General features: G+C 71.6%; 20 protein-coding genes. 1 reads left to right on the top strand and 19 read right to left on the bottom strand.

The window, feature by feature from the left end; genetic code table 11:
- Positions 1–225: 225 nt before the first annotated feature.
- From carB to pyrR, 6 genes are all read right to left on the bottom strand, one after another.
- The gene (gene carB, locus ACE1OA_RS28965) at positions 226–3,534 is read right to left on the bottom strand and encodes a carbamoyl-phosphate synthase large subunit (RefSeq protein WP_356600860.1); all 3,309 of its coding nucleotides are present in this window, start codon (positions 3,532–3,534) and stop codon (positions 226–228) included.
- Positions 3,527–4,684 (bottom strand): glutamine-hydrolyzing carbamoyl-phosphate synthase small subunit, encoded by a 1,158-nt coding sequence (gene carA / locus ACE1OA_RS28960; RefSeq protein ID WP_356600862.1) that lies wholly within the window; start codon positions 4,682–4,684, stop codon positions 3,527–3,529. The genes carB and carA overlap by 8 nt, the downstream gene beginning before the upstream one ends.
- Positions 4,681–5,250 carry a hypothetical protein gene (locus ACE1OA_RS28955; RefSeq protein ID WP_386544076.1) on the bottom strand — a complete coding sequence of 190 codons (570 nt, stop codon included), beginning with the start codon at positions 5,248–5,250 and terminating at the stop codon, positions 4,681–4,683. The genes carA and ACE1OA_RS28955 overlap by 4 nt, the downstream gene beginning before the upstream one ends.
- Positions 5,247–6,533: a dihydroorotase gene (locus tag ACE1OA_RS28950; RefSeq protein ID WP_356600866.1), complete on the bottom strand. Its 1,287-nt coding sequence runs from the start codon at positions 6,531–6,533 to the stop codon at positions 5,247–5,249. The genes ACE1OA_RS28955 and ACE1OA_RS28950 overlap by 4 nt, the downstream gene beginning before the upstream one ends.
- Positions 6,534–6,535: 2 nt before the next feature.
- The gene (locus ACE1OA_RS28945) at positions 6,536–7,516 is read right to left on the bottom strand and encodes an aspartate carbamoyltransferase catalytic subunit (protein ID WP_147977095.1); all 981 of its coding nucleotides are present in this window, start codon (positions 7,514–7,516) and stop codon (positions 6,536–6,538) included.
- A gap of 115 nt (positions 7,517–7,631) precedes the next feature.
- Complete coding sequence (pyrR, locus tag ACE1OA_RS28940; protein ID WP_147977096.1) at positions 7,632–8,207, bottom strand: bifunctional pyr operon transcriptional regulator/uracil phosphoribosyltransferase PyrR; 576 nt, start codon at positions 8,205–8,207, stop codon at positions 7,632–7,634.
- Positions 8,208–8,453: 246 nt separating this feature from the next.
- Here pyrR and bldD point away from each other — a divergent pair, with 246 nt between their 5' ends.
- A complete protein-coding gene (gene bldD / locus ACE1OA_RS28935) occupies positions 8,454–8,954 on the top strand; it encodes a transcriptional regulator BldD (RefSeq protein WP_030214967.1) in 501 nt (166 codons plus the stop codon).
- A gap of 292 nt (positions 8,955–9,246) precedes the next feature.
- Here the strand turns inward: bldD and nusB are convergent, their stop codons facing one another.
- The 13 genes from nusB to ACE1OA_RS28870 all read right to left on the bottom strand — a co-directional run bounded on the left by nusB (position 9,247) and on the right by ACE1OA_RS28870 (position 22,267).
- Positions 9,247–9,678 carry a transcription antitermination factor NusB gene (gene nusB / locus ACE1OA_RS28930; RefSeq protein ID WP_356600869.1) on the bottom strand — a complete coding sequence of 144 codons (432 nt, stop codon included), beginning with the start codon at positions 9,676–9,678 and terminating at the stop codon, positions 9,247–9,249.
- A 2-nt stretch (positions 9,679–9,680) separates the two neighbouring features.
- Positions 9,681–10,247: an elongation factor P gene (gene efp, locus ACE1OA_RS28925; RefSeq protein WP_147977098.1), complete on the bottom strand. Its 567-nt coding sequence runs from the start codon at positions 10,245–10,247 to the stop codon at positions 9,681–9,683.
- Positions 10,248–10,296: 49 nt separating this feature from the next.
- On the bottom strand, positions 10,297–11,403 hold the full coding sequence (locus tag ACE1OA_RS28920; RefSeq protein ID WP_356600872.1) for an aminopeptidase P family protein: 1,107 nt from the start codon (positions 11,401–11,403) through the stop codon (positions 10,297–10,299).
- Positions 11,404–11,598: 195 nt separating this feature from the next.
- Positions 11,599–12,498, bottom strand: a complete 900-nt coding sequence (locus tag ACE1OA_RS28915) for an AAA family ATPase (RefSeq protein WP_356600874.1) — start codon at positions 12,496–12,498, stop codon at positions 11,599–11,601.
- Positions 12,499–12,612: 114 nt separating this feature from the next.
- Positions 12,613–13,059: a type II 3-dehydroquinate dehydratase gene (aroQ, locus tag ACE1OA_RS28910; RefSeq protein ID WP_147977100.1), complete on the bottom strand. Its 447-nt coding sequence runs from the start codon at positions 13,057–13,059 to the stop codon at positions 12,613–12,615.
- On the bottom strand, positions 13,056–14,150 hold the full coding sequence (gene aroB / locus ACE1OA_RS28905; RefSeq protein ID WP_356600876.1) for a 3-dehydroquinate synthase: 1,095 nt from the start codon (positions 14,148–14,150) through the stop codon (positions 13,056–13,058). The genes aroQ and aroB overlap by 4 nt, the downstream gene beginning before the upstream one ends.
- A complete protein-coding gene (locus ACE1OA_RS28900; RefSeq protein ID WP_384871847.1) occupies positions 14,147–14,632 on the bottom strand; it encodes a shikimate kinase in 486 nt (161 codons plus the stop codon). Before ACE1OA_RS28900 ends, aroB begins: the two co-directional genes overlap by 4 nt.
- A gap of 44 nt (positions 14,633–14,676) precedes the next feature.
- On the bottom strand, positions 14,677–15,861 hold the full coding sequence (gene aroC / locus ACE1OA_RS28895; protein ID WP_147977102.1) for a chorismate synthase: 1,185 nt from the start codon (positions 15,859–15,861) through the stop codon (positions 14,677–14,679).
- Positions 15,862–16,070: 209 nt separating this feature from the next.
- Positions 16,071–16,901 (bottom strand): shikimate dehydrogenase, encoded by an 831-nt coding sequence (locus tag ACE1OA_RS28890; protein WP_356600878.1) that lies wholly within the window; start codon positions 16,899–16,901, stop codon positions 16,071–16,073.
- Positions 16,901–18,679: an endolytic transglycosylase MltG gene (mltG, locus tag ACE1OA_RS28885; protein ID WP_356600880.1), complete on the bottom strand. Its 1,779-nt coding sequence runs from the start codon at positions 18,677–18,679 to the stop codon at positions 16,901–16,903. Before mltG ends, ACE1OA_RS28890 begins: the two co-directional genes overlap by 1 nt.
- Positions 18,680–18,780: 101 nt before the next feature.
- Positions 18,781–19,245 (bottom strand): Holliday junction resolvase RuvX, encoded by a 465-nt coding sequence (gene ruvX / locus ACE1OA_RS28880; protein ID WP_147979172.1) that lies wholly within the window; start codon positions 19,243–19,245, stop codon positions 18,781–18,783.
- Positions 19,246–19,247: 2 nt separating this feature from the next.
- Entirely contained in the window at positions 19,248–21,917 is a 2,670-nt protein-coding gene (gene alaS / locus ACE1OA_RS28875) for an alanine--tRNA ligase (RefSeq protein ID WP_356600882.1), read from the bottom strand.
- Positions 21,917–22,267: a DUF6167 family protein gene (locus ACE1OA_RS28870; RefSeq protein WP_356600884.1), complete on the bottom strand. Its 351-nt coding sequence runs from the start codon at positions 22,265–22,267 to the stop codon at positions 21,917–21,919. The genes alaS and ACE1OA_RS28870 overlap by 1 nt, the downstream gene beginning before the upstream one ends.
- Position 22,268: the final 1 nt, after the last annotated feature.

Below are 22,268 nucleotides of genomic sequence, written 5' to 3'. Positions count from 1 at the left end.
ACACCGCGGGCCTGCCGGTGTCCCCCCTGCTTCGTTCGACTGCCAGGGGCCGTCTCCTTCGGATCTTGCCGGGCTCGCGTGCCCTGGTGCCGCGCCTCGCCGCGCTGTCGTGGGTCGGCATGGCTCCGCCCCCACAGCCTGCGGCGTGGGAGGTACCCACCTCCGCCTTGCGATGCACGGCACCGGACCCCGCTCACTGATCCGGCCCGATCCGAACGGAAGACCCTAGTCGCGGGCCGCGATCAGGTGTTCCGCGTGCTCCTGGAGCGAGCGGACGCCCACGTCGCCGTGGTTGAGCGCGTCGATGCCCTGGACGGCCGCGGCGAGCGCCTGGACCGTGGTGAGGCACGGGACGCTGCGGGCCACCGCCGCCGTACGGATCTCGTAGCCGTCGAGGCGGCCACCCGTGCCGTACGGCGTGTTGACGATCAGGTCGACCTGGCCGTCGTGGATCAGCTGGACGATCGTCTTCTCGCCGTTCGGGCCCTCGCCCTCGGACTGCTTGCGCACGATCGTGGCGTTGATGCCGTTGCGCTTGAGGACCTCGGCGGTGCCGGAGGTGGCCAGCAGCTCGAAGCCGTGGGCGACCAGCTCGCGGGCCGGGAAGATCATCGAGCGCTTGTCGCGGTTGGCGACGGAGATGAAGGCACGGCCCTTGGTGGGCAGCGGGCCGTAGGCGCCGGCCTGCGACTTCGCGTAGGCGGTGCCGAAGACCGCGTCGATGCCCATGACCTCGCCGGTGGAGCGCATCTCCGGGCCGAGGACGGTGTCCACGCCGCGGCCGTGCACGTCGCGGAAGCGCGACCACGGCATCACGGCCTCCTTGACGGAGATCGGCGCGTCGAGCGGCAGGGTGCCGCCGTCGCCGGTCTTCGGGAGCAGGCCCTCCGCGCGCAGCTCGGCGACGGTGGCGCCCAGCGAGATGCGGGCGGCGGCCTTCGCCAGCGGAACGGCGGTGGCCTTCGAGGTGAAGGGCACGGTCCGCGAGGCGCGCGGGTTGGCCTCCAGGACGTAGAGGATGTCGCCGGCCATCGCGAACTGGATGTTGATCAGGCCGCGCACGCCGACGCCCTTGGCGATCGCCTCGGTGGAGGCGCGCAGGCGCTTGATGTCGAAGCCGCCGAGGGTGATCGGGGGCAGGGCGCAGGCCGAGTCGCCGGAGTGGATGCCGGCCTCCTCGATGTGCTCCATGACGCCGCCGAGGTAGAGCTCGGTGCCGTCGTAGAGGGCGTCGACGTCGATCTCGATGGCGTCGTCGAGGAAGCGGTCGACCAGGACCGGCCGGGTGGGGCTGATCTCGGTCGACTCGGCGATGTACGACTCGAGGCGGGCCTCGTCGTACACGATCTCCATGCCGCGGCCGCCGAGCACGTACGACGGGCGGACGAGGACCGGGTAGCCGATCTCGTCGGCGATGGCCTTGGCGTCGGCGAAGGTGGTCGCGGTGCCGTGCTTGGGCGCGGGCAGGCCGGCCTCGGCGAGCACGCGGCCGAAGGCGCCGCGGTCCTCGGCGGCGTGGATCGCCTCCGGGGAGGTGCCGACGACCGGCACGCCGTTGTCCTTGAGCGCCTGCGACAGGCCCAGCGGGGTCTGGCCGCCGAGCTGGACGACGACACCGGCGACGGGGCCGGCCAGCGTCTCGGCGTGGACGATCTCCAGGACGTCCTCCAGGGTGAGCGGCTCGAAGTAGAGCCGGTCGGAGGTGTCGTAGTCGGTGGAGACGGTCTCCGGGTTGCAGTTGACCATCACGGTCTCGTAGCCCGCGTCGCTGAGCGCGAAGGAGGCGTGGACGCAGGAGTAGTCGAACTCGATGCCCTGGCCGATGCGGTTCGGGCCGGAGCCCAGGATGATCACGGCGGGCTTCTCGCGCGGGGCGACCTCGCTCTCCTCGTCGTACGAGGAGTAGAAGTACGGGGTCTTGGCGGCGAACTCGGCGGCGCAGGTGTCGACCGTCTTGTAGACCGGGCGGACGCCGAGCGCGTGCCGGACCTCGCGGACGACGTCCTCGCGCAGGCCGCGGATCTCGGCGATCTGGGCGTCGGAGAAGCCGTGGCGCTTGGCCTCGGCCAGGAGCTCGGGGTCGAGCCTCTCGGCGGCGGCCAGCTCGTCGGCGATCTCCTTGATCAGGAAGAGCTGGTCGACGAACCACGGGTCGATCTTCGTGGCGTCGAAGACCTCCTCCGGGGTGGCGCCGGCGCGGATCGCCTGCATGACGGTGTTGATCCGGCCGTCGGTGGGGCGGACCGCCTCGCGCAGCAGCTCGGCCTTGTCGCCCGGCTCGCCGGTGAAGGCGAACTGCGAGCCCTTCTTCTCCAGGGAGCGCAGGGCCTTCTGGAGCGCCTCGGTGAAGTTGCGGCCGATCGCCATGGCCTCGCCGACCGACTTCATGGTCGTGGTCAGCGTGGAGTCGGCGGAGGGGAACTTCTCGAAGGCGAAGCGCGGGGCCTTGACCACGACGTAGTCGAGCGTGGGCTCGAAGGAGGCCGGGGTCTTCTCCGTGATGTCGTTCGGGATCTCGTCCAGCGTGTAGCCGACGGCGAGCCGGGCGGCGATCTTGGCGATCGGGAAGCCGGTCGCCTTGGAGGCGAGGGCCGAGGAGCGGGAGACGCGCGGGTTCATCTCGATGACGATGATCCGGCCGTCTTCGGGGTCGATCGCGAACTGGATGTTGCAGCCGCCGGTGTCGACGCCGACCTCGCGGATGATCGCGATACCGATGTCCCGCAGACGCTGGTACTCGCGGTCGGTGAGGGTCATCGCCGGCGCGACGGTGATCGAGTCACCGGTGTGGACGCCCATCGGGTCGAAGTTCTCGATGGAGCAGACGACCACGACGTTGTCGGCCTTGTCGCGCATCAGCTCCAGCTCGTACTCCTTCCAGCCGAGGATGGACTCCTCCAGGAGCACCTCGGTGGTCGGGGAGAGCGTGAGGCCCTGGCCGGCGATGCGGCGCAGCTCGTCCTCGTCGTGGGCGAAGCCGGAGCCGGCGCCGCCCATGGTGAAGGAGGGACGGACGACGACGGGGTAGCCGCCGAGGGTGTCGACGCCCTGGAGGACGTCCTCCATGGAGTGGCAGATGACCGAGCGGGCGGACTCGCCGTAGCCGATCTTGGCCTTGACGGCCTCGACGACGCCCTTGAAGAGGTCGCGGTCCTCGCCCTTGTTGATGGCCTCGACGTTGGCGCCGATGAGCTCGACGCCGTACTTCTCCAGCACGCCCTGCTCGTGCATGGAGATCGCGGTGTTGAGCGCGGTCTGGCCGCCGAGGGTGGGCAGGAGGGCGTCCGGGCGCTCCTTGGCGATGATCTTCTCGACGAACTCGGGGGTGATCGGCTCGACGTAGGTGGCGTCGGCGATCTCCGGGTCGGTCATGATCGTGGCCGGGTTGGAGTTGACCAGGATCACCCGCAGGCCCTCGGCCTTGAGCACGCGGCAGGCCTGGGTGCCGGAGTAGTCGAACTCGGCGGCCTGGCCGATGACGATCGGGCCGGAGCCGATGACCAGGACGGACTGGATATCGGTGCGCTTAGGCACGCTCGGCCTCCATCAGGGATACGAAACGGTCGAAGAGGTACGCGGCGTCGTGCGGGCCCGCGGCCGCCTCGGGGTGGTACTGGACGGAGAAGGCCGGCTGGTCGAGCAGCTGGAGACCTTCGACGACCTGGTCGTTCAGGCACACGTGGGAGACCTCGGCACGCCCGAAGGGGGTGTCGGAGACCTTGTCGAGGGGCGCGTCGACGGCGAAGCCGTGGTTGTGCGCGGTGACCTCGACCTTGCCGGTGGTGCGGTCCTGCACCGGCTGGTTGATGCCGCGGTGGCCGTACTTCAGCTTGTACGTGCCGAAGCCCAGCGCGCGGCCGAGGATCTGGTTGCCGAAGCAGATGCCGAAGAGCGGCGTCCGCCGGCCGAGGACCTCGCGCATGACGGCGACGGGACCGTCGGCGGTGGACGGGTCGCCCGGGCCGTTGGAGAAGAAGACGCCGTCGGGCTGGACGGCGTAGACGTCCTCCGCGGTGGCCGTGGCGGGCAGGACGTGGACCTCGATGCCGCGCTCGGCCATCCGGTGCGGGGTCATGCCCTTGATGCCGAGGTCGACGGCCGCGACGGTGAACCGCTTGGTGCCGATCGCCGGGACGACGTAGGTCTCCTTGGTGGCGACCTCGGCGGAGAGGTCGGCACCGCTCATCTCGGGGGCCTGGCGGACCTCGGCGAGCATGGTGCCCTCGTCGGGCAGCGCGTTGCCGGAGAAGATGCCGACGCGCATGGCGCCGCGCTCGCGCAGGTGGCGGGTGAGGGCGCGGGTGTCGATGCCGGAGATGCCGACGACGCCCTGGGCGGCCAGCTCCTCGTCCAGCGAGCGGCGGGAGCGCCAGTTGGAGGGGACCCGGGCGGGGTCGCGGACGACGTAGCCGGCGACCCAGATCCGCTGCGACTCGGGGTCCTCGTCGTTGACTCCGGTGTTGCCGACGTGCGGCGCGGTCATCACGACGACCTGCCGGTGGTAGGACGGGTCGGTGAGGGTCTCCTGGTAGCCGGTCATGCCGGTGGAGAACACGGCCTCGCCGAAGGTCTCCCCCACGGCCCCGTAGGCGCGGCCGCGGAAGATGCGGCCGTCCTCCAGGACGAGTACGGCGGGCGCGGCCTTGTGCCTCTGCGAGGCCGCTCCCTGGATGGAGGTCGTCATCGTGCGATGCCTTCCGTCGGATTGATCTGGTTCATGGAGTTGACGGCCTCGACCCAGGCGGCGTGCTCCGCCGCGCGGTCGGACCGGAAGCCGGAGTCGAGGAGCTTGTCGCCGTGTGCCCAGGTGACGATCAGCAGCCCGCCCTCGGCGAGGACCTTGCCCGCGATGCCCTTGTCGAGCCGGGCCTCGCGCAGGGCCGCCTTCGGGATGAGGAAGTCGTTCGCGCCGGGGCGCACGACCTCGATCCCCGCCTCGGTCAGCCGGAGCTCGACCCGGCTGCGGACGCCGAGGCCGTGGGCGACGATCCGGTCGAGCCACTGCCCGGCCGTGGTCGAGCCGTGGTAGCGCCCGCTGAGAGTCAGTGTGGCGTCACCGGCGGTCTCCGGCACGACGGACAGGGCGGGGAGGTCCGACTGGAGGCTGCCGCGCCACTTCCATCCCTGGCGCATCAGCCAGTAGACGAAGGCGACGAAGAGGAGCAGTCCGGCGACCCAGCCGAGCCGCCCGGCCCAGTCGGTCACCTCCGCCGACTTCTGTTCCGCAGCGAATGCGATGAGAGGTGTCACGCCAGCTTCCCGTCCACGACCGTTGCCCGGCCCCGCAGGAAGGTGTGGGTGACGCGTCCCGGCAGCTCGCGGCCCTCGTACGGGGTGTTGCGGCTGCGGGAGGCGAAGCCCGCGGGGTCCACGGCTCCACGGTATGCCGGATCCACCAGCGTCAGGTTCGCGGGCTCACCTGCCGAGACGGGGCGTCCGTGTCCGGTGGCCCGTCCGATCCGGGCGGGCGTGACGGACATCCGGTCGGCGACGCCGGCCCAGTCGAGCAGCCCGGTCTCCACCATCGTCTGCTGGACGACGGAGAGCGCGGTCTCCAGGCCGACCATGCCCATGGCGGCGGCGGCCCACTCGCAGTCCTTGTCCTCGTGCGGGTGCGGGGCGTGGTCGGTGGCGACGATGTCGATCGTGCCGTCGGCCAGGGCCTCGCGCAGGGCGAGCACGTCACGCTCGGTGCGCAGCGGCGGGTTGACCTTGTAGACCGGGTTGTACGAGCGGACCAGCTCGTCGGTCAGCAGCAGGTGGTGCGGGGTGACCTCGGCGGTGACGTCGATGCCGCGGGACTTGGCCCAGCGGACGATCTCGACGGAGCCGGCGGTGGAGAGGTGGCAGATGTGGACGCGGGAGCCGACGTGCTCGGCGAGGAGGACGTCGCGGGCGATGATCGACTCCTCGGCGACGGCCGGCCAGCCGCCGAGCCCCAGCTCGGCAGAGACGACGCCCTCGTTCATCTGGGCGCCCTCGGTCAGGCGGGGCTCCTGGGCGTGCTGGGCGACGACGCCGCCGAAGGCCTTCACGTACTCCAGGGCGCGGCGCATGATCACGGCGTCGTCGACGCACTTGCCGTCGTCGGAGAAGACGGTGACGCCCGCGGCGGAGTCGTGCATGGCGCCGAGCTCGGCGAGCTTCTTGCCCTCCAGGCCGACGGTGACGGCGCCGATCGGCTGCACGTCGCAGTAGCCGTGCTCCTTGCCGAGGCGGTAGACCTGCTCGACGACGCCGGCCGTGTCGGCCACCGGGAAGGTGTTGGCCATGGCGAAGACGGCCGTGTAGCCGCCGGACGCGGCGGCGCGGGTGCCGGTGAGGACCGTCTCGGAGTCCTCACGGCCGGGCTCGCGCAGGTGGGTGTGGAGGTCGACCAGCCCGGGCAGCAGGATCCGCCCCTCGGCCTCGATCACGGTCGCGCCCTCGGCCGACAGGCCGGTGCCGACCTCGGCGATCGTCTCGCCGTCGATCAGGACGTCCTGGGCCTCGCCGCCCAGCACCTTCGCACCCCGGATAAGGATCTTGCTCATGGTCACTTGCTCTCCTCGGTACGGGTGTGGGTGACGGCGGAGTCGTTTCCGCCCAGAAGCAGGTAGAGGACCGCCATGCGGATGGAGACGCCGTTGGCGACCTGCTCGACGACCGTGCAGCGGTCGGAGTCGGCGACCTCGGCGGTGATCTCCATGCCGCGGACCATGGGTCCGGGGTGCATCACGATGGCGTGCTCGGGCATCTTGGCCATCCGGTCGCCGTCCAGCCCGTACCGGCGCGAGTACTCGCGTTCGGTCGGGAAAAAGGCGGCGTTCATCCGCTCGCGCTGCACACGCAGCATCATCACCGCGTCGGACTTCGGAAGCACGCGGTCGAGGTCGTAGCTGACCTCGCAGGGCCAGGTCTCGACGCCGACCGGGACCAGGGTGGGCGGGGCCACCAGGGTGACCTCGGCGCCGAGGGTGTGCAGCAGGTCGACGTTGGAGCGGGCGACCCGGCTGTGCAGGATGTCGCCGACGAGCGTGATGCGCCGGCCGGCCAGGTCCTTGCCGAGCCCGGCGTCGCGGCCGACGAGCCGGCGCCGCATGGTGAAGGCGTCCAGGAGCGCCTGGGTGGGGTGCTGGTGGGTGCCGTCGCCGGCGTTGACGACGGGGGCGTCGATCCAGCCGGAGGTGGCCAGGCGGTAGGGGGCGCCGGAGGCGCCGTGCCGGATGACGACGGCGTCGACGCCCATCGCCTCCAGGGTCTGCGCGGTGTCCTTGAGCGACTCGCCCTTGGAGACGCTGGATCCCTTGGCCGCGAAGTTGATGACGTCGGCGGAGAGGCGCTTCTCGGCGGCCTCGAAGGAGATCCGGGTGCGGGTGGAGTCCTCGAAGAAGAGGTTGCAGATCGTGCGGCCGCGCAGGGTGGGCAGCTTCTTGATCGGCCGGTCGGCCACCCGGGCCATCTCCTCGGCGGTGTCGAGGATGAGGACGGCGTCGTCGCGGGTGAGGTCGGCGGCCGAGATGAGGTGACGCATCATCGGGATGTCTCTCCGGGGTGGGGAGGTCGGGGGTCCGGGGTGGCCCCCAGAAGGTCCGTCGGACGTGCGGGTGCGCAGGGGTGTGCCCCGGGACCCGCCGGTGGTGCCGGTCGGGTCAGGCGGGCTTGCCGCCGAGCAGCACGGTGTCGCGACCGTCCTCCTCGGCGAGCTGCACCTTGACCGTCTCGCGCAGCGACGTGGGGAGGTTCTTGCCGACGTAGTCGGCGCGGATCGGCAGTTCCCGGTGGCCGCGGTCGACCAGGACCGCGAGCTGCACGGCGCGGGGGCGGCCGATGTCGCCGAGGGCGTCGAGGGCCGCGCGGATGGTGCGTCCGGAGAAGAGCACGTCGTCGACGAGGACGACCAGGCGGCCGTCGATGCCGTCGGCGGGGATCTCCGTGCGGCCGATGGCGCGGGCCGGCTTCATCCGCAGGTCGTCGCGGTACATGGTGATGTCGAGGGAACCGACCGGAATCGTGCGTCCGGTGATCCCGGCGAGCTTGTCGGCCAGCCGGCGGGCGAGGAAGACGCCGCGGGTCGGGATGCCGAGGAGGACCACGTCGTCGGCGCCCTTGGCGCGTTCGACGATCTCGTGGGCGATACGGGTCAGTACCCGTGCGATGTCGGGGCCCTCCAGAACGGGGCGGGCCTCGTCCAGAGGTTGCTGCGTGTCGTGCTGCGGTGCGTCCATATGAAACGGACCTCCTTCTCCGCCTCACGGGACGGATCTTAAAGGACGTCGGAATTGCGTCCTCGACTTTACCAGGGGCGGGTGAGTGCCCTGCTCACCACCCTGCCGACCCTCCGGGCGCCGTCGCTCGGGAGGGGCCGGTACGGACCATTCGGCTTGACGGAGCCAAGTAACGCTGCGTAACCTCACAGTGAGTTACCAGCCACGCGGCGGAGCCGCACGTTGTCACAGCGTCCGGGGAGCTATATGTCCAGCGAATACGCAAAGCAGCTCGGGGCCAAGCTCCGCGCGATCCGCACTCAGCAGGGCCTCTCCCTCCACGGTGTGGAAGAGAAGTCCCAGGGCCGCTGGAAGGCCGTCGTGGTCGGCTCGTACGAGCGCGGCGACCGTGCGGTGACCGTGCAGCGCCTCGCCGAGCTGGCGGACTTCTACGGCGTCCCGGTGCAGGAGCTCCTGCCCGGCACGACCCCCGGCGGGGCCGCCGAGCCGCCGCCGAAGCTCGTTCTGGACCTGGAGCGCCTGGCCCACGTCCCGCAGGAGAAGGCCGGCCCGCTGCAGCGTTACGCGGCGACCATCCAGTCCCAGCGCGGCGACTACAACGGCAAGGTGCTGTCGATCCGCCAGGACGACCTGCGCACGCTCGCCGTCATCTACGACCAGTCGCCGTCGGTGCTGACCGAGCAGCTCATCAGCTGGGGCGTGCTGGACGCGGACGCGCGCCGCGCCGTAGCTCACGAGGACAGCTGAACCACACGCGCTGAACACTCAGCAGAAACGTTGCCGCCAGGGTGACGGAAGGCCCGCGGGCCTTCCGTCACCCTGGCGGTCTTTTCCGACCCTGGCCGGGCTCGGGACCCCGGCCTGGGTCCCCCCTCGCGCCCCACCGGCCCCAGGAGGCCCTGGGAGCCCCGCGGGCCCCAGGCGGCAGCTCAGACCCCCACAACCCCCGGGAGACGGCGCGAGGGGCCGTGTCCGGTCATACGAAGGGGCCCGCAGCACCTCGTGCTGCGGGCCCCTTCGTATGCCGGGAGATCGCCTCTCAGGCGTCCCGGCGCAGGCGCGGCTTCAGGTCCTTGAAGCGGCCCAGCAGGCCGTTCACGAACGACGGGGACTCGTCGGTGGAGAACTCCTTGGCGAGCTGCACCGCCTCGTCGATCGCCACCGCGTCCGGGGTCTCGTCCAGCCAGATCAGCTCGTACGCGCCGAGCCGGACGATGTTCCGGTCCGCGACGGGCATCCGGTCCAGGTCCCAGTCCACCGCGTAGGTGGCGATGAGCTCGTCGATCCGGTTCGCGTGGTCCGCGTACCCCTCGACCAGCACCATCGTGAACTCGTTGACCGGCGGCTGGCGGTCGTCGGACCGCGCGTGCCGCACCCAGTCGGCGAGCACTTCCTGCACGGACGCGTCGCGCTGGTCGGCCTCGAACAGGATCTGGAAGGCCCGCTTACGGGCCTTGCTCCGGGCAGCCACGGTTAGCTGTTCACCCGGCCGAGGTAGTCGCTCGAGCGGGTGTCGACCTTGATCTTCTCACCGGTGGTGATGAAGAGCGGGACCTGGATCTCGTGGCCGGTCTCCAGCGTGGCGGGCTTGGTGCCACCGGTGGAGCGGTCGCCCTGGACGCCCGGGTCCGTGTGCTGGATGGTGAGCTCGACGGCGGCGGGGAGCTCGACGTAGAGCACCGAGCCCTCGTGCTGCGCGACCGAGGCGGTGAAGCCCTCGATCAGGAAGTTCGCGGCGTCGCCGACGGACTTGCGGTCGACGTGCAGCTGGTCGTAGGTCTGCATGTCCATGAAGACGAAGTAGTCGCCGTCCATGTACGAGAACTGCATGTCGCGGCGGTCGATGGTGGCCGTCTCGACCTTCACGCCGGCGTTGAACGTCTTGTCGACGACCTTGCCGGAGAGCACGTTCTTGAGCTTGGTGCGCACGAAGGCCGGGCCCTTGCCGGGCTTGACGTGCTGGAACTCGACGACGGACCAGAGCTGGTCCCCGTCGAGCTTGAGCACCATGCCGTTCTTGAGGTCGTTCGTGGAAGCCACGGTTGCGGAATCTCCTGGACTGACGTGGGACCAGGGAGGCGTACGCGCCCTAGAGCGCGAGCAGCTCCTTGGTCGTAATGGTGAGTAGCTCGGGTCCGCCGTCCGCCTCCTGGCGCACGACGAGCGTGTCATCGATCCGGACCCCGCCCCGGCCCGGGAGGTGGACCCCCGGTTCGACGGTGACCGGCACACAAGCGTCCAGTTTACCCATGGCCGAGGGTGCGAGCTGCGGGTCCTCGTCGATTTCCAGACCGACACCGTGGCCGGTGAGGACGGGAACGGCCTCGCCGTGGCCCGCCGCGGCCAGGATCTGGCGGGCCGCGCGGTCCACGTCGCGGCACTCGGCGCCGGGGGCCAGCGCCTCGCGTCCGGCCCGCTGAGCGGCGAAGACGAGGTCGTACAGCTCGATCTGCCAGTCCGCCGGGGTCGTGCCGATGACGAACGTGCGGCCGATCTCGCAGCGGTAGCCGCGGTAGTTCGCGCCGAGGCAGACGGAGAGGAAATCGCCCTCCTCGACCCGGCGGTCGGAGGGCCGGTGGCCGCCCCGGCCCGAGTTCGGGCCGGTGGCCACGGAGGTCGGGAAGGCGGGGCCGTCAGCGCCGTGGTCGACCAGCCGGCGCTCCAGCTCCAGGGCGAGATGGCGCTCGGTCCGCCCGACCAGGATCGACTCGAGGAGTTCCCCGAGCGCCTGGTCGGCGATCTCGGCGGCGATCCGCAGGCAGGCGATCTCGTCCTCGTCCTTGACGATCCGCAGCTGCTCGACGGCCCCGCCGAGGTCGGCCAGGCGCAGCCGGGGCGCGACCGACCCCATCGCACGGTGCCGGGCCACCGTCAGATGGTGCTCCTCGACGGCGAGGGCGTCCGCGCCGGCCTTGCGGGCGAAGTCCACCGCCGCGACGGCCGGATCACCGCCGCCCGCGGGCAGCACGGCCTGCCTGAGCCGTTCGTCGAGCCGCCCGTCGGCGGGATCGCCGCCGGGCGCGACGGGGCAGAGCAGGACGTCCTCGTCCGGCCCGACCAGGAGGACGGACCCGACGGGCGAACCGCCCGCGAGATAGCGGACGTTGGCGGGGCGGGAGACCAGGGCCGCCGGGCTGCCGGCCGCCACGCACCGGTCCCGCAGCCGCACTCGACGGTCCGCATACACCTCTGACATGTTCCGAGCCTAGGTCGGCCCGGACGGCCCGTCCTGCTCAGCGCCGCCGACCGGGCCACGGGCGAGGCGCCCGGACGCCTCGCCCCCGCGGTTCGTCCAGGGTGCTCGGCCGGCGGACGGACGGCGAGGCGGACCGGTCCGGTGAGCGGTGCGGCGGGACCGCCGCCCGGTCACCGGGACCGTCCGGCCGGGCGGCTACCAGGTGGGCGGGCTGGCTATGGACCGCGCCAGGACCTCGTCCAGGACGCGGGCGGTGGTCTCCACGTCGTACTTGGAGTTGTCGATGATCGGCAGCCCGGAGCCGTACCAGCCCGCCATCCGGCCGTGGATGGAGGCGACCTCCTCGTCCGAGAGGCGCCGGTTGCCGCTGCGCTCGGCGTTGCGTTCCAGGACGATCTCCAGACCAGGCAGCAGCACGACGGGAAGCAGGCCCGGGCCGACGTGCCGCTTCCAGCCGCCGAGGCCGACGACCGGCCGGTCGGGGAAGACGGCGTCGTCGAGGATGCAGGAGATGCCGTTGGCGAGGAAGTTGCGCGCGGCGAAGCCGCAGGTGCGGCGGGCCAGGCGGTACTGGGCCTCGGAGTGCTCGTTCCAGCCCGACTGCGGGTCCGCGAAGCCCGAGCACACCCACTCGCGCACGTCGTCGAGACTGATGTGCGCGGTGGGCACGCGGCGGCTGCGCGCCCAGTGCCGGGCGACGGTCGTCTTGCCCGCTCCGGCGGGGCCGATCAGCAGGACGGCCAGGGTGGCGGCTCCGGTGCCGGGCTCGGCGGGCGGCGCGGCCGGCATCGGGACCGGCGGCAGCTGGACGTACCCGGTGGCGTCCCCGGCGGGCGGGCCCGCCGGGTGCGCGGCGCCCGGGCGGGAGGCAGAGGGGTGCGGCGGGCCGGCGTGCGGGGGGACCGCGCCGGGAACCCAGCCCGGGGCCGGCGGCGGACCGGGCGGCGCCTGATGCGGCGCGGCGGGCTGCGGAGGGTGCGGGGGCTGGTGCCCGTGCGGGGGCGCGGGGGGCACGGGGTGGTGTCCTCCCGGCCCGCCCGAGGCCCATCCGTGCTGTTCGGGCGGTGGCAACGGAGCCCCCACGCTGTGCTGCATCCGGCGCCACTCCGTCTCGTACGGCCGATACTCCGGGGAACGTTACCGCCCCCGGCCCCGAACAAGGGAACGGGCGGGGGCGGTTCGACGTGCCCGAAGGCCGCCTCGGGTGCGTCAGGCGGTGAGTTCCTCGGCGAGCGCGCGCAGGGCGAGCCGGTAGGAGCCGATGCCGAAGCCGGCGATGGTCCCGGTCGCCACGGCCGCGACGACCGAGGTGTGCCGGAACTCCTCCCGCGTGTACGGGTTCGAGATGTGCACCTCGATCAGCGGCGCGGTCCGCTGGGCGGCCGCGTCGCGCATCCCGTAGGAGTAGTGCGTGAACGCCCCCGGGTTGAGGACGACCGGCACGGATCCGTCGGCCGCCTCGTGCAGCCAGCGGATCATCTCGCCCTCGTCGTTGGTCTCGCGCACGTCGACGTCGAAGCCCAGCTCCTCGCCGAGGGCCCGGCAGGACTCGACCAGGCCCTTGTACGACGTGGCGCCGTAGATGTCGGGCTCGCGGGAGCCGAGCCGGCCGAGGTTCGGGCCGTTGAGCACGAGGACCCGCCGGAGCTCGCTCACGCGGACACCTCGCCGTAGGCGGCGAGCAGCACGGCCGGGTCGGGGCCCTCCATCACGGTCGGCTTGCCGAGCCCGTCGAGGACGATGAAGCGCAGCAGGTCGCCGCGGGACTTCTTGTCCACCTTCATCGTCTCCAGCAGCTTGGGCCACTGGTCGCCCCGGTAGGTCAGCGGCAGGCCGACCGACTCCAGGATGCTGCGGTGCCGGTCGGCGGTGGCGTCGTCCAGCCGTCCGGCCAGCCGGCCGAGCTCCGCCGCGAAGACCATGCCGACGGAGACGGCGGCGCCGTGCCGCCACTTGTAGCGCTCGTTCTTCTCGATGGCGTGCGCGAGGGTGTGGCCGTAGTTGAGGATCTCGCGACGGCCGGACTCCTTGAGGTCGCCGGAGACGACCTCGGCCTTCACCTTGATCGAGCGGACGAGCAGCTCGGCGGTGTGGGGGCCGGCCGGGGTACGGGCGGCCTGCGGGTCCTCCTCGATGAGGTCGAGGATCACCGGGTCGACGATGAAGCCGGCCTTGATGATCTCCGCGAGGCCGCTGACGTAGTCGTGCACGGGCAGCGAGTCCAGTGCGGCGAGGTCGCACAGCACGCCGGCGGGCGGGTGGAAGGCGCCGACGAGGTTCTTGCCCTCGGCGGTGTTGATGCCCGTCTTGCCGCCGACCGCCGCGTCGACCATGGCCAGCACGGTCGTCGGGACGGCGATCCAGCGCACGCCGCGCAGCCAGCTCGCGGCGACGAAGCCGGCCAGGTCGGTGGTCGCGCCGCCGCCCACGCCGACGATGACGTCGGTGCGGGTGAAGCCGGTCTGGCCGAGCGCCTTCCAGCAGTAGGCCGCGACCTCGACGGTCTTGGCCTCCTCGGCGTTCGGCACCTGGATGGCGACGGCCTCGTAGCCCTGGTCGGCGAGGTCGGCGCGCAGGGCCTCGCCGGTCTCGGCGAGCGCCTCGGGGTGGATCACGGCGACGCGCCTGGCCCGGGCGCCGATCAGGGTGGGGAGCTCGCCGAGCAGCTGCCGGCCGACCAGCACCTCGTACGGATCCGTGCCCGCCGAACCGCCGACCTCGATGCGGGTGACTTCCTGGTCCGTCATACGTCCTTCTTCAGCTCCAGTGCGTCGAGGACCGCGCTCGCGACCTCTTCGGGGGTGCGGTCGTCGGTGGTGACGACGACGCGTGCGACTTCGGTGTAGAGGTGGCGGCGCGCTTCCATCAGCTCGCGCCACTGCCGGCGCGGGTTGACGGCGAGCAGCGGCCGCGCGGTGTTGAGGCCCACACGGCGGACCGCCTCCTCGACGTCCATCGAGAGATAGGCGACGGGCAGGCCGCTGAGGAGTTCACGGGTGCCGGCGTCCAGGATCGCGCCGCCGCCGAGGGCGAGGACGCCCTCGTGCTCGGCGACCGCGGTGCGGACGGCCGCCCGCTCCAGGGCGCGGAAGTGTTCCTCGCCCTCCTCGACGAAGATGTCCGAGATCTCGCGCCCCTGGGCGGCGACGATGTCGGCGTCGGTGTCCCGGTAGGGCGCGCCGAGCAGCTCGGCCAGGAGCGCGCCCACCGTGGACTTGCCGGAGCCCATCGGCCCGACCAGGACGACCAGCGGTCCGTGCGGCACGGGAGCCGTCACCGGATGTGCAGGTTGTCGAGGTACGACCGGACGTTGCGGCGGGTCTCCGGGACGCTGTCGCCGCCGAACTTCTCGACGACGGCGTCCGCGAGGACGAGCGCGACCATGGCCTCGGCGACGATGCCGGCGGCGGGCACGGCGCAGACGTCGGAGCGCTGGTGGTGGGCCTGGGCGGCCTCGCCGGTGACGACGTCGACGGTGGCCAGCGCGCGCGGGACGGTGGCGATGGGCTTCATCGCCGCGCGGACGCGCAGCAGCTCGCCGGTGGTCAGGCCGCCCTCGGTGCCGCCGGAGCGGCCGGAGGTGCGCCTGATGCCCTCGGGGGTGGTGACGATCTCGTCGTGCGCCTGCGATCCGGGCACCCGGGCGAGGTCGAAGCCGTCGCCGACCTCGACGCCCTTGATGGCCTGGATGCCCATGAGGGCGGCGGCCAGCCGGGCGTCCAGCCGGCGGTCCCAGTGGACGTGGGAGCCGAGGCCGACGGGCACCCCGTAGGCCAGGACCTCGACGACGCCGCCGAGGGTGTCGCCGTCCTTGTGGGCCTGGTCGATCTCGGCGACCATCGCCTTCGAGGCGTCGGCGTCGAGGCAGCGGACCGGGTCGGCGTCGAGCTTCTCCACGTCGGCGGGCGTCGGGTAGACGCCGTACGGGGCCTTGGCCGCCGCGAGCTCGACGACGTGGGAGACGATCTCGATGCCCGCGGCCTCCTTGAGGAAGGAGCGGGCGACGGCACCGAGGGCGACGCGGGCGGCGGTCTCCCGGGCACTGGCGCGCTCCAGGATCGGCCGGGCCTCGTCGAAGCCGTACTTCTGCATGCCGGCGAGGTCGGCGTGGCCGGGGCGGGGCCGGGTCAGGGGCGCGTTGCGGCCCGTCTCCTTGAGTTCCGCGGGGTCGACCGGGTCGGCCGACATGACCTTCTCCCACTTGGGCCACTCGGTGTTGCCGACCATCACGGCGATCGGGGAACCGAGCGAGAGCCCGTGGCGGACGCCGCCGAGGAAGGTGATCTCGTCCTGCTCGAACTTCATCCGCGCGCCGCGTCCGTAGCCGAGACGCCGCCGCGCGAGGTGGTCGGCCACCAGTTCAGTGGTGACCGGGACGCCGGCGGGAAGGCCCTCCAGCGTCGCGACCAGGGCGGGTCCGTGGGATTCCCCCGCAGTCAGCCAACGCAACCTGCTCAACGATGCTCCTCATGCTCGCGCCTGGCACTGCAACGGCACGACCGGGTGCGCGGCCCTGGCCCGCCGACCTCGATCCTCCCACGTCCGGGGCCCCGACCTGATAGCCGGTCCATTAGTCGGACGATGCCGAACGAGAAGCCCGGGCAATCGTCGGGGCGTGGCACACCGGTTCGACGGGGCGCCGGACCGGTGTGCGGCGGGTTCCGGGGTCAGTGGGCGGAGGGCAGCGCGGCGGCGCCCGCCGCCCGCATCGCCGCCAGGGGCCCCGGCGCGCGGCCCGTCATCTGCTCGACCTGCAGGACGGCCTGGTGGACGAGGAGGTCGAGGCCGCCGACGACCGCTCCGCCGCGCTCCTCCCAGGCCGCCGCGAGCGCGGTCGGCCAGGGGTCGTAGAGCACGTCGAAGAGGGTGCCGGGCGCGTCCGGCACCTGCGCCGCGAGCGCGTCGGTGGTCCCGGCCGGGGTGGTGGCGATCACCAGCGGCGCGGCGAACGCCTCCGCGGCGTCCGCCCAGCCGGCGGTGCGGACGTCCGCTCCCAGCCGCTCGCCCCAGCCCCGCATCTCGGCCGCACGGGCCTCGCTGCGGACGTACGCGGTGACGGGGCCGGAGCAGATCCGGGCGAGGGCGGCCAGCGCCGAGGACGCGGTGGCGCCCGCGCCGAGGACGGCGGCGGACTCCACCTTCTCCACGCCCCGCTCGCGCAGGGCCGCGATCATGCCGGGGATGTCCGTGTTGTCGCCCAGCCGGCGGCCGTCCTCGGTGAGGACGACCGTGTTCACGGCCTCCACCGAGGCCGCCGTGTCGCTGATCCCGTCGAGCAGCGGGATGATCGCCCGCTTGAGCGGCATGGTCAGCGAGAGCCCGGCCCAGGAGGGGTCCAGACCGGCGACGAAGCCGGGCAGCGCCTCCTCGTCCACCTCGAAGCGGTCGTACGACCAGTCCGTGAGCCCGAGCGCGGCATACGCGGCCCGGTGCAGCACCGGGGAGAGCGAATGGGCGATCGGGGAGCCGAGGACGGCTGCGCGCCGTGGTGCGGGCATCAGTTCTTCCTCGACTTGTTGAACTGCTCGACCAGCTTCTGGTGCTCGGCGTTGGTCTTGGTGAACTTGGACGACTTCCCGTCGAGGGAGATGAAGTAGTACCAGCCGTCGTGCGTCGGGTTGACCACACCCTGCATGGCCTCGGCCCCCGGGTTGCCGATCGGGCCGGGCGGCAGCCCGCGGTAGTAGTACGTGTTGTACGGGTTGTCGTACTTCCGCAGTTCCTCGAGGCTGAGGTCGAGCTTGCTCTGGTTCTTCACGTAGTTGTACGTGGAGTCGAACTCGAGCATGCCGTTGGTCTGCACGTTGCCCGGCTTCAGGCGGTTGTAGACGACCTCGCCCATCTTCCGGAAGTCGTCGTGCGAGGTCCCCTCCGCCTGGACGAGGCTCGCGATCGTGACGAGCTCCCACGGTCCCTTGACGCCGAGCTCCCTGGCCTTGGCCTCCAGGTCGAACTTCGCGTACTCCTGGTTCGCCCGCGCGACCATCTTGCGCAGCACGTCCTCGGGCTTCTGGCCCTTGGCGACCGGGTAGCTCGCGGGGAAGAGGAAGCCCTCCAGCGGGTCCTTGAGCTCGGAGTGGCCGGCGGCCCAGGCCGGCAGGCCGAGCTTCGCGGCCTGCGCCTTGGCCACGCCCTGCGTGGTGCCGGCCTCGAGTTCGAGCTTCTTGTCGATCTGCTCGTAGACCCAGACGTTGCGGCGGCCCTCGGGGATGACGAAGTTGGCCTGGCTCGCCGGGTTCAGCATCAGCGAGACGGCGCTCTCCGCGGACATCTCCTTCTTCAGCGTGTACACACCCGCCTGGATGGTGTTGCCCTTGGCGTTCTTGCCCTGTGCGGAGACGAAGGCGTCGACGCTCTTGACGACGCCGGCCCGTTTCAGGATGTTGCCGATCTCGTAGCCGCCGGCACCCTTGGGGATCTCGACCTGGACCGAGCCGGAGCCCGCGCCCGCGAAGTCGGGCGCCGCACCGAACTGGCCCTGCCAGAACTGGTAGCCGAAGTAGCCCACGCCGCCGACGCCGCCCGCGAGGACGAGCGCCACGACGAGGCAGGCGCAGCCGTTCTTGCTCTTCTTCTTGCCCTTGTCCTTGCCGCGGCGTTCACGGCCGCCCGTGCGGGAGCGGGACTCGGCCGGGTCGTCGTCGTACGCGTCGTCGCCGTCGTCGTCGCCGGTGAAGAAGGGGTGCTTCTCCTCCTCCGGGACCTCCGCGTCCCAGTCGGTCGCCGGCTCGGGCTCGGCCGGCCGGGCGGGCGGTGCCTGCCGCCGGCCGGGGGGCTGCGGCGGCGGGTACGCCTCCGGGGTGCCGTAGAGGTCCGGGCTCTGGCCCCCGTAGGGATCGGCGGGGGTGGTGCCGTACGGCATCGCCGCCTGGCCCGTCTCCCAGCTCGTGTCGTACTGCTGTGCGGGGTACCCGGGCGTGTCGTAGCCCTGGCCCTGCTGCCCCTGCTGTTGTCCGTACGCGCCCTGCTGCTGCCCGCCGTACGTCTGGTCGCCGTACGCGGGATCGGCGTACCGAGGATCGTTGTACTGGGCATCGTTGTACTGCTGATGCTGCTGGTACGCCTGCTGCTCGGGATGCTGCGGCTGCTGGTACTGGGGGTGGTAGCCCTGGCCCTGGTCCGGGCCCTGAGGCTGCCCCTGACCGTACGGGTCCTGCTGGCCGTACTGCGCCTGCTGCGGGTACTGCTGCTGCTGGCCTCCCCATCCCTGGTCCCCGTACAACGGGTCCTCGGGATGCCACGGTTCGGAGCCGGAGCCCCGGCCATACTCAGTCATCGATCCCCAAACAGCCGCGAGACGTCCGGACGGTCCGCCTCTACGTAGTGCGGCAGCTGTTCGAATGCCGCCGCATCGCGCGGAACGTTACCGTATCGCGATCAGGTGACCACTTCGACGCCCTCGCCGGGCGGATTACCTGATACCCGTTCGGACTCAAGAGCGTTCTGAAGGATGATCACAGCGGCGGCCTGATCGATGACGGACCGCCCCTTCTTCGACTTCACGCCGGAGGCCCGCAGCCCCTGGCTCGCCGTCACGGTCGTCATCCGCTCGTCCACCAGCCGGACGGGAACGGGGGCGATCCCCCGGGCCAGCACCTGGGCGAAGGCCCGCACCTTGGCCGCGGCCGGCCCCTCGCCCCCGGAGAGGGAGCGAGGGAGGCCGACCACGATCTCGATCGGTTCGTACTCCTCGGCGATCTGCCTCAGCCGCCGGTGGGCGGCCGGGACGTCACGTCCCGGCACGGTCTCCACCGGGGTGGCGAGGACCCCGTCGGGGTCGCACGAGGCGACCCCGATCCGGGCGTCCCCGACGTCGATCGCGAGACGGCGACCGCGGCGCATCGTCACGCCGTCTCCGTCACGAGGCGCTCGACGGCGGCGATGGCCTCGCCGACGGCCTCCGGGTTCTGGCCGCCGCCCTGGGCGACGTCCGGCTTGCCGCCGCCACCGCCGCCGAGGGTCTTGGCGGCCGTGCGGACCAGCTCGCCGGCCTTGAGACCGCGCTCACGGGCCGCCTCGTTGGTGGCGATGACCGTCAGCGGCTTGCCGTTGGCCGTGGTGAACAGGGCGACGACGGCGGGACGGCCGCCCGAGATGCGTCCGCGCACGTCGAGGACCAGCTTGCGCAGGTCGTCGGCGCCGGTGCCGTCCGGGACCTGACCGGTCACGAGGGCGACGCCGCGGATGTCCTGGGCGCCCTCGACGAGACCGGCGGCGGCCTGGAGGACCTTCTCCGCGCGGAACTTCTCGATCTCCTTCTCGGCGTCCTTCAGCTTGCCGAGCATGGCGGAGATCTTCTCCGGCAGCTCCTCGGGACGGCCCTTGACCAGCTCCTGGAGCTGGGCGACGACCGTGTGCTCCTTGGCGAGGAAGTTGTACGCGTCGACACCGACGAGGGCCTCGATCCGGCGCACGCCGGAGCCGATGGAGGACTCGCCGAGCAGCTTCACCAGACCCAGCTGGGCGGTGTTGCCGACGTGCGTGCCTCCGCACAGCTCCTTGGAGAAGTCGCCGATGGTGACGACACGCACCTTCTCGCCGTACTTCTCGCCGAACTCGGCGATGGCGCCCTGGCGCTTGGCCTCGTCGATCGGCATGACCTCGGCGTGGACCTCCAGCTCGCGCGTGAGGACCTCGTTGATCTTCTGCTCGACGTCGGTGAGGACGGCGCCGGGAACGGCGTTCGGCGAACCGAAGTCGAAGCGGAAGCGACCGGGCTGGTTCTCGGAACCGGCCTGGGCGGCCGTCGGGCCGAGGGCGTCGCGCAGCGCCTGGTGGGTCAGGTGGGTGGCGGAGTGGGCACGGGCGATGGCCCGGCGGCGGCGCACGTCGATGGTGGCGTAGGCGGTGGAGCCCACGGTCACCTCGCCGACCTGCACGGATCCCTTGTGCACGGAGACACCGGGAACGGGCTGCTGGACGTCGCGGACCTCGATGACCGCGCCGCTGTGCAGCTTGATCCGGCCCTGGTCGGCGATCTGACCGCCGCCCTCGGCGTAGAACGGGGTGCGGTCGAGGACGACCTCGACCTCGTCGCCCTCGGAGGCGGCCGGCGACGAGACACCGTTGACGAGGAGGCCGACGACGGTGCTCTCGCCCTCGGTGTTCGTGTAGCCGGTGAACTCGGTGGCGCCGTTGCTGTCGGCGATCTCCCGGTACGACGTCATGTCGGCGTGGCCGGTCTTCTTGGCCTTGGCGTCGGCCTTGGCGCGGTCCCGCTGCTCCTTCATCAGGCGGCGGAAGCCGTCCTCGTCCACGGAGAGGCCCTGCTCGGAGGCCATCTCCAGGGTGAGGTCGATCGGGAAGCCCCAGGTGTCGTGGAGCAGGAACGCCTTGTCGCCGGAGAGGACCGTGCCGCCGGCGGCCTTGGTCTCGGTCACGGCGGTGTCGAGGATGTTGGTGCCGCCCTTGAGGGCCTTGAGGAACGCGGCCTCCTCGGCGAGGGCGACGGTCTCGACGCGCTTGCGGTCGGTGACGAGCTCCGGGTACTGCTCGCCCATCGTCCCGATGACGGTGTCCACGAGGTCCCGGACGACCGGGCCGGTGGCGCCGAGCAGGCGCATGTTGCGGACGGCGCGGCGCATGATGCGGCGCAGGACGTAGCCGCGGCCCTCGTTGCCGGGGGTCACGCCGTCGCCGATGAGCATCACGGAGGTGCGCATGTGGTCGGCGACCACGCGCAGCGAGACGTCGCTCTCGTGGGACTTGCCGTAGTCGACGCCGGTCAGCTCGGTGGCCTTGTCGATGACGACCTTGAGGGTGTCCGTCTCGTACATGTTCTGGACGCCCTGGAGGATCATCGCCAGGCGCTCCAGGCCGAGGCCCGTGTCGATGTTCTTCGACGGCAGCTCGCCGAGGATCGGGAAGTCGTCCTTGCCGGAGCCCTCACCGCGCTCGTACTGCATGAAGACCAGGTTCCAGATCTCCACGTACCGCTCGTCGTTGACGGCCGGGCCGCCCTCGACGCCGAACTCGGGGCCGCGGTCGTAGTTGATCTCGGAACACGGGCCACAGGGTCCGGGGACGCCCATGGACCAGTAGTTGTCCTTCTTGCCGAGGCGCTGGATGCGCTCGGCGGGGACACCGACGACGTCGCGCCAGATCTGCTCGGCCTCGTCGTCCTCCTGGTAGACGGTGATCCAGAGCCGCTCCGGGTCCAGCCCGTAGCCGCCGTGCTCCACCGAGGTGGTCAGCAGCTCCCAGGCCAGCTTGATGGCGCCTTCCTTGAAGTAGTCGCCGAAGGAGAAGTTGCCGCACATCTGGAAGAACGTGCCGTGGCGGGTGGTCTTGCCGACCTCTTCGATGTCCGGCGTCCGGACGCACTTCTGCACGCTGGAGGCGCGCGAGAACGGCGGCTTGACCTCGCCGAGGAAGTACGGCTTGAACGGCACCATGCCCGCGGGGACGAGCAGCAGAGTCGGGTCGTCCGCGATGAGCGACGCCGAAGGGACGACGGTGTGACCGCGCTCCTCGAAGAAGCTCAGCCAGCGGCGGCGGATTTCAGCCGACTCCATCAGTGGTCCTCATTCCGGTTGTACGGGATCGTGCGTGGGATGTGCGGGGGGTTCTGCGGGGAACGCTGCGGCGGCTTGTCGAGGGCGAAGAGACGGCGCTGCGCGGGGAGTTCCCGCCCGGGCTGTGCCTCGATGCCCAGCACCTCCTCGAGTTCGGCCTCGCGCTGGGCCATGCCGGCCCTGACGTCGAGGGCGAAGTCCTTGAGACGGTGGCCCGCCTCGACCGCCTTGTTCGCCGCCTGCGCGGCGAGGCTCTCGGGCGTCAGCTGCCGGAGCTTCCGGTTGACCTTGGTGGTGGCCCACACGCCGGCGGCTGCGCCAGCGGAGAACCAGAACGTACGGCGGAACATC

Origin of the sequence: Streptomyces sp. JL2001, from assembly GCF_050917515.1 — a bacterium.
GTDB lineage: Bacteria > Actinomycetota > Actinomycetes > Streptomycetales > Streptomycetaceae > Streptomyces.
The sequence above is the reverse complement of the archived record's forward strand: the minus strand, read 5'-3'. Positions and strand labels throughout refer to the sequence as shown.

Excerpts from the sequence above, each read along its gene's own strand:
- carA (WP_356600862.1), bottom strand. The coding sequence starts at position 4,684 with ATGACGACCTCCATCCAGGGAGCGGCCTCGCAGAGGCACAAGGCCGCG.
- ACE1OA_RS28950 (WP_356600866.1), bottom strand. The coding sequence starts at position 6,533 with ATGAGCAAGATCCTTATCCGGGGTGCGAAGGTGCTGGGCGGCGAGGCC.
- ACE1OA_RS28945 (WP_147977095.1), bottom strand. The coding sequence starts at position 7,516 with ATGATGCGTCACCTCATCTCGGCCGCCGACCTCACCCGCGACGACGCC.
- pyrR (WP_147977096.1), bottom strand. The coding sequence starts at position 8,207 with ATGGACGCACCGCAGCACGACACGCAGCAACCTCTGGACGAGGCCCGC.
- bldD (WP_030214967.1), top strand. The coding sequence starts at position 8,454 with ATGTCCAGCGAATACGCAAAGCAGCTCGGGGCCAAGCTCCGCGCGATC.
- ACE1OA_RS28920 (WP_356600872.1), bottom strand. The coding sequence starts at position 11,403 with ATGTCAGAGGTGTATGCGGACCGTCGAGTGCGGCTGCGGGACCGGTGC.
- ACE1OA_RS28915 (WP_356600874.1), bottom strand. The coding sequence starts at position 12,498 with ATGCAGCACAGCGTGGGGGCTCCGTTGCCACCGCCCGAACAGCACGGA.
- aroB (WP_356600876.1), bottom strand. The coding sequence starts at position 14,150 with ATGACGGACCAGGAAGTCACCCGCATCGAGGTCGGCGGTTCGGCGGGC.
- ACE1OA_RS28900 (WP_384871847.1), bottom strand. The coding sequence starts at position 14,632 with ATGGGCTCCGGCAAGTCCACGGTGGGCGCGCTCCTGGCCGAGCTGCTC.
- ACE1OA_RS28890 (WP_356600878.1), bottom strand. The coding sequence starts at position 16,901 with ATGCCCGCACCACGGCGCGCAGCCGTCCTCGGCTCCCCGATCGCCCAT.
- mltG (WP_356600880.1), bottom strand. The coding sequence starts at position 18,679 with ATGACTGAGTATGGCCGGGGCTCCGGCTCCGAACCGTGGCATCCCGAG.
- ruvX (WP_147979172.1), bottom strand. The coding sequence starts at position 19,245 with ATGCGCCGCGGTCGCCGTCTCGCGATCGACGTCGGGGACGCCCGGATC.
- alaS (WP_356600882.1), bottom strand. The coding sequence starts at position 21,917 with ATGGAGTCGGCTGAAATCCGCCGCCGCTGGCTGAGCTTCTTCGAGGAG.
- ACE1OA_RS28870 (WP_356600884.1), bottom strand. The coding sequence starts at position 22,267 with ATGTTCCGCCGTACGTTCTGGTTCTCCGCTGGCGCAGCCGCCGGCGTG.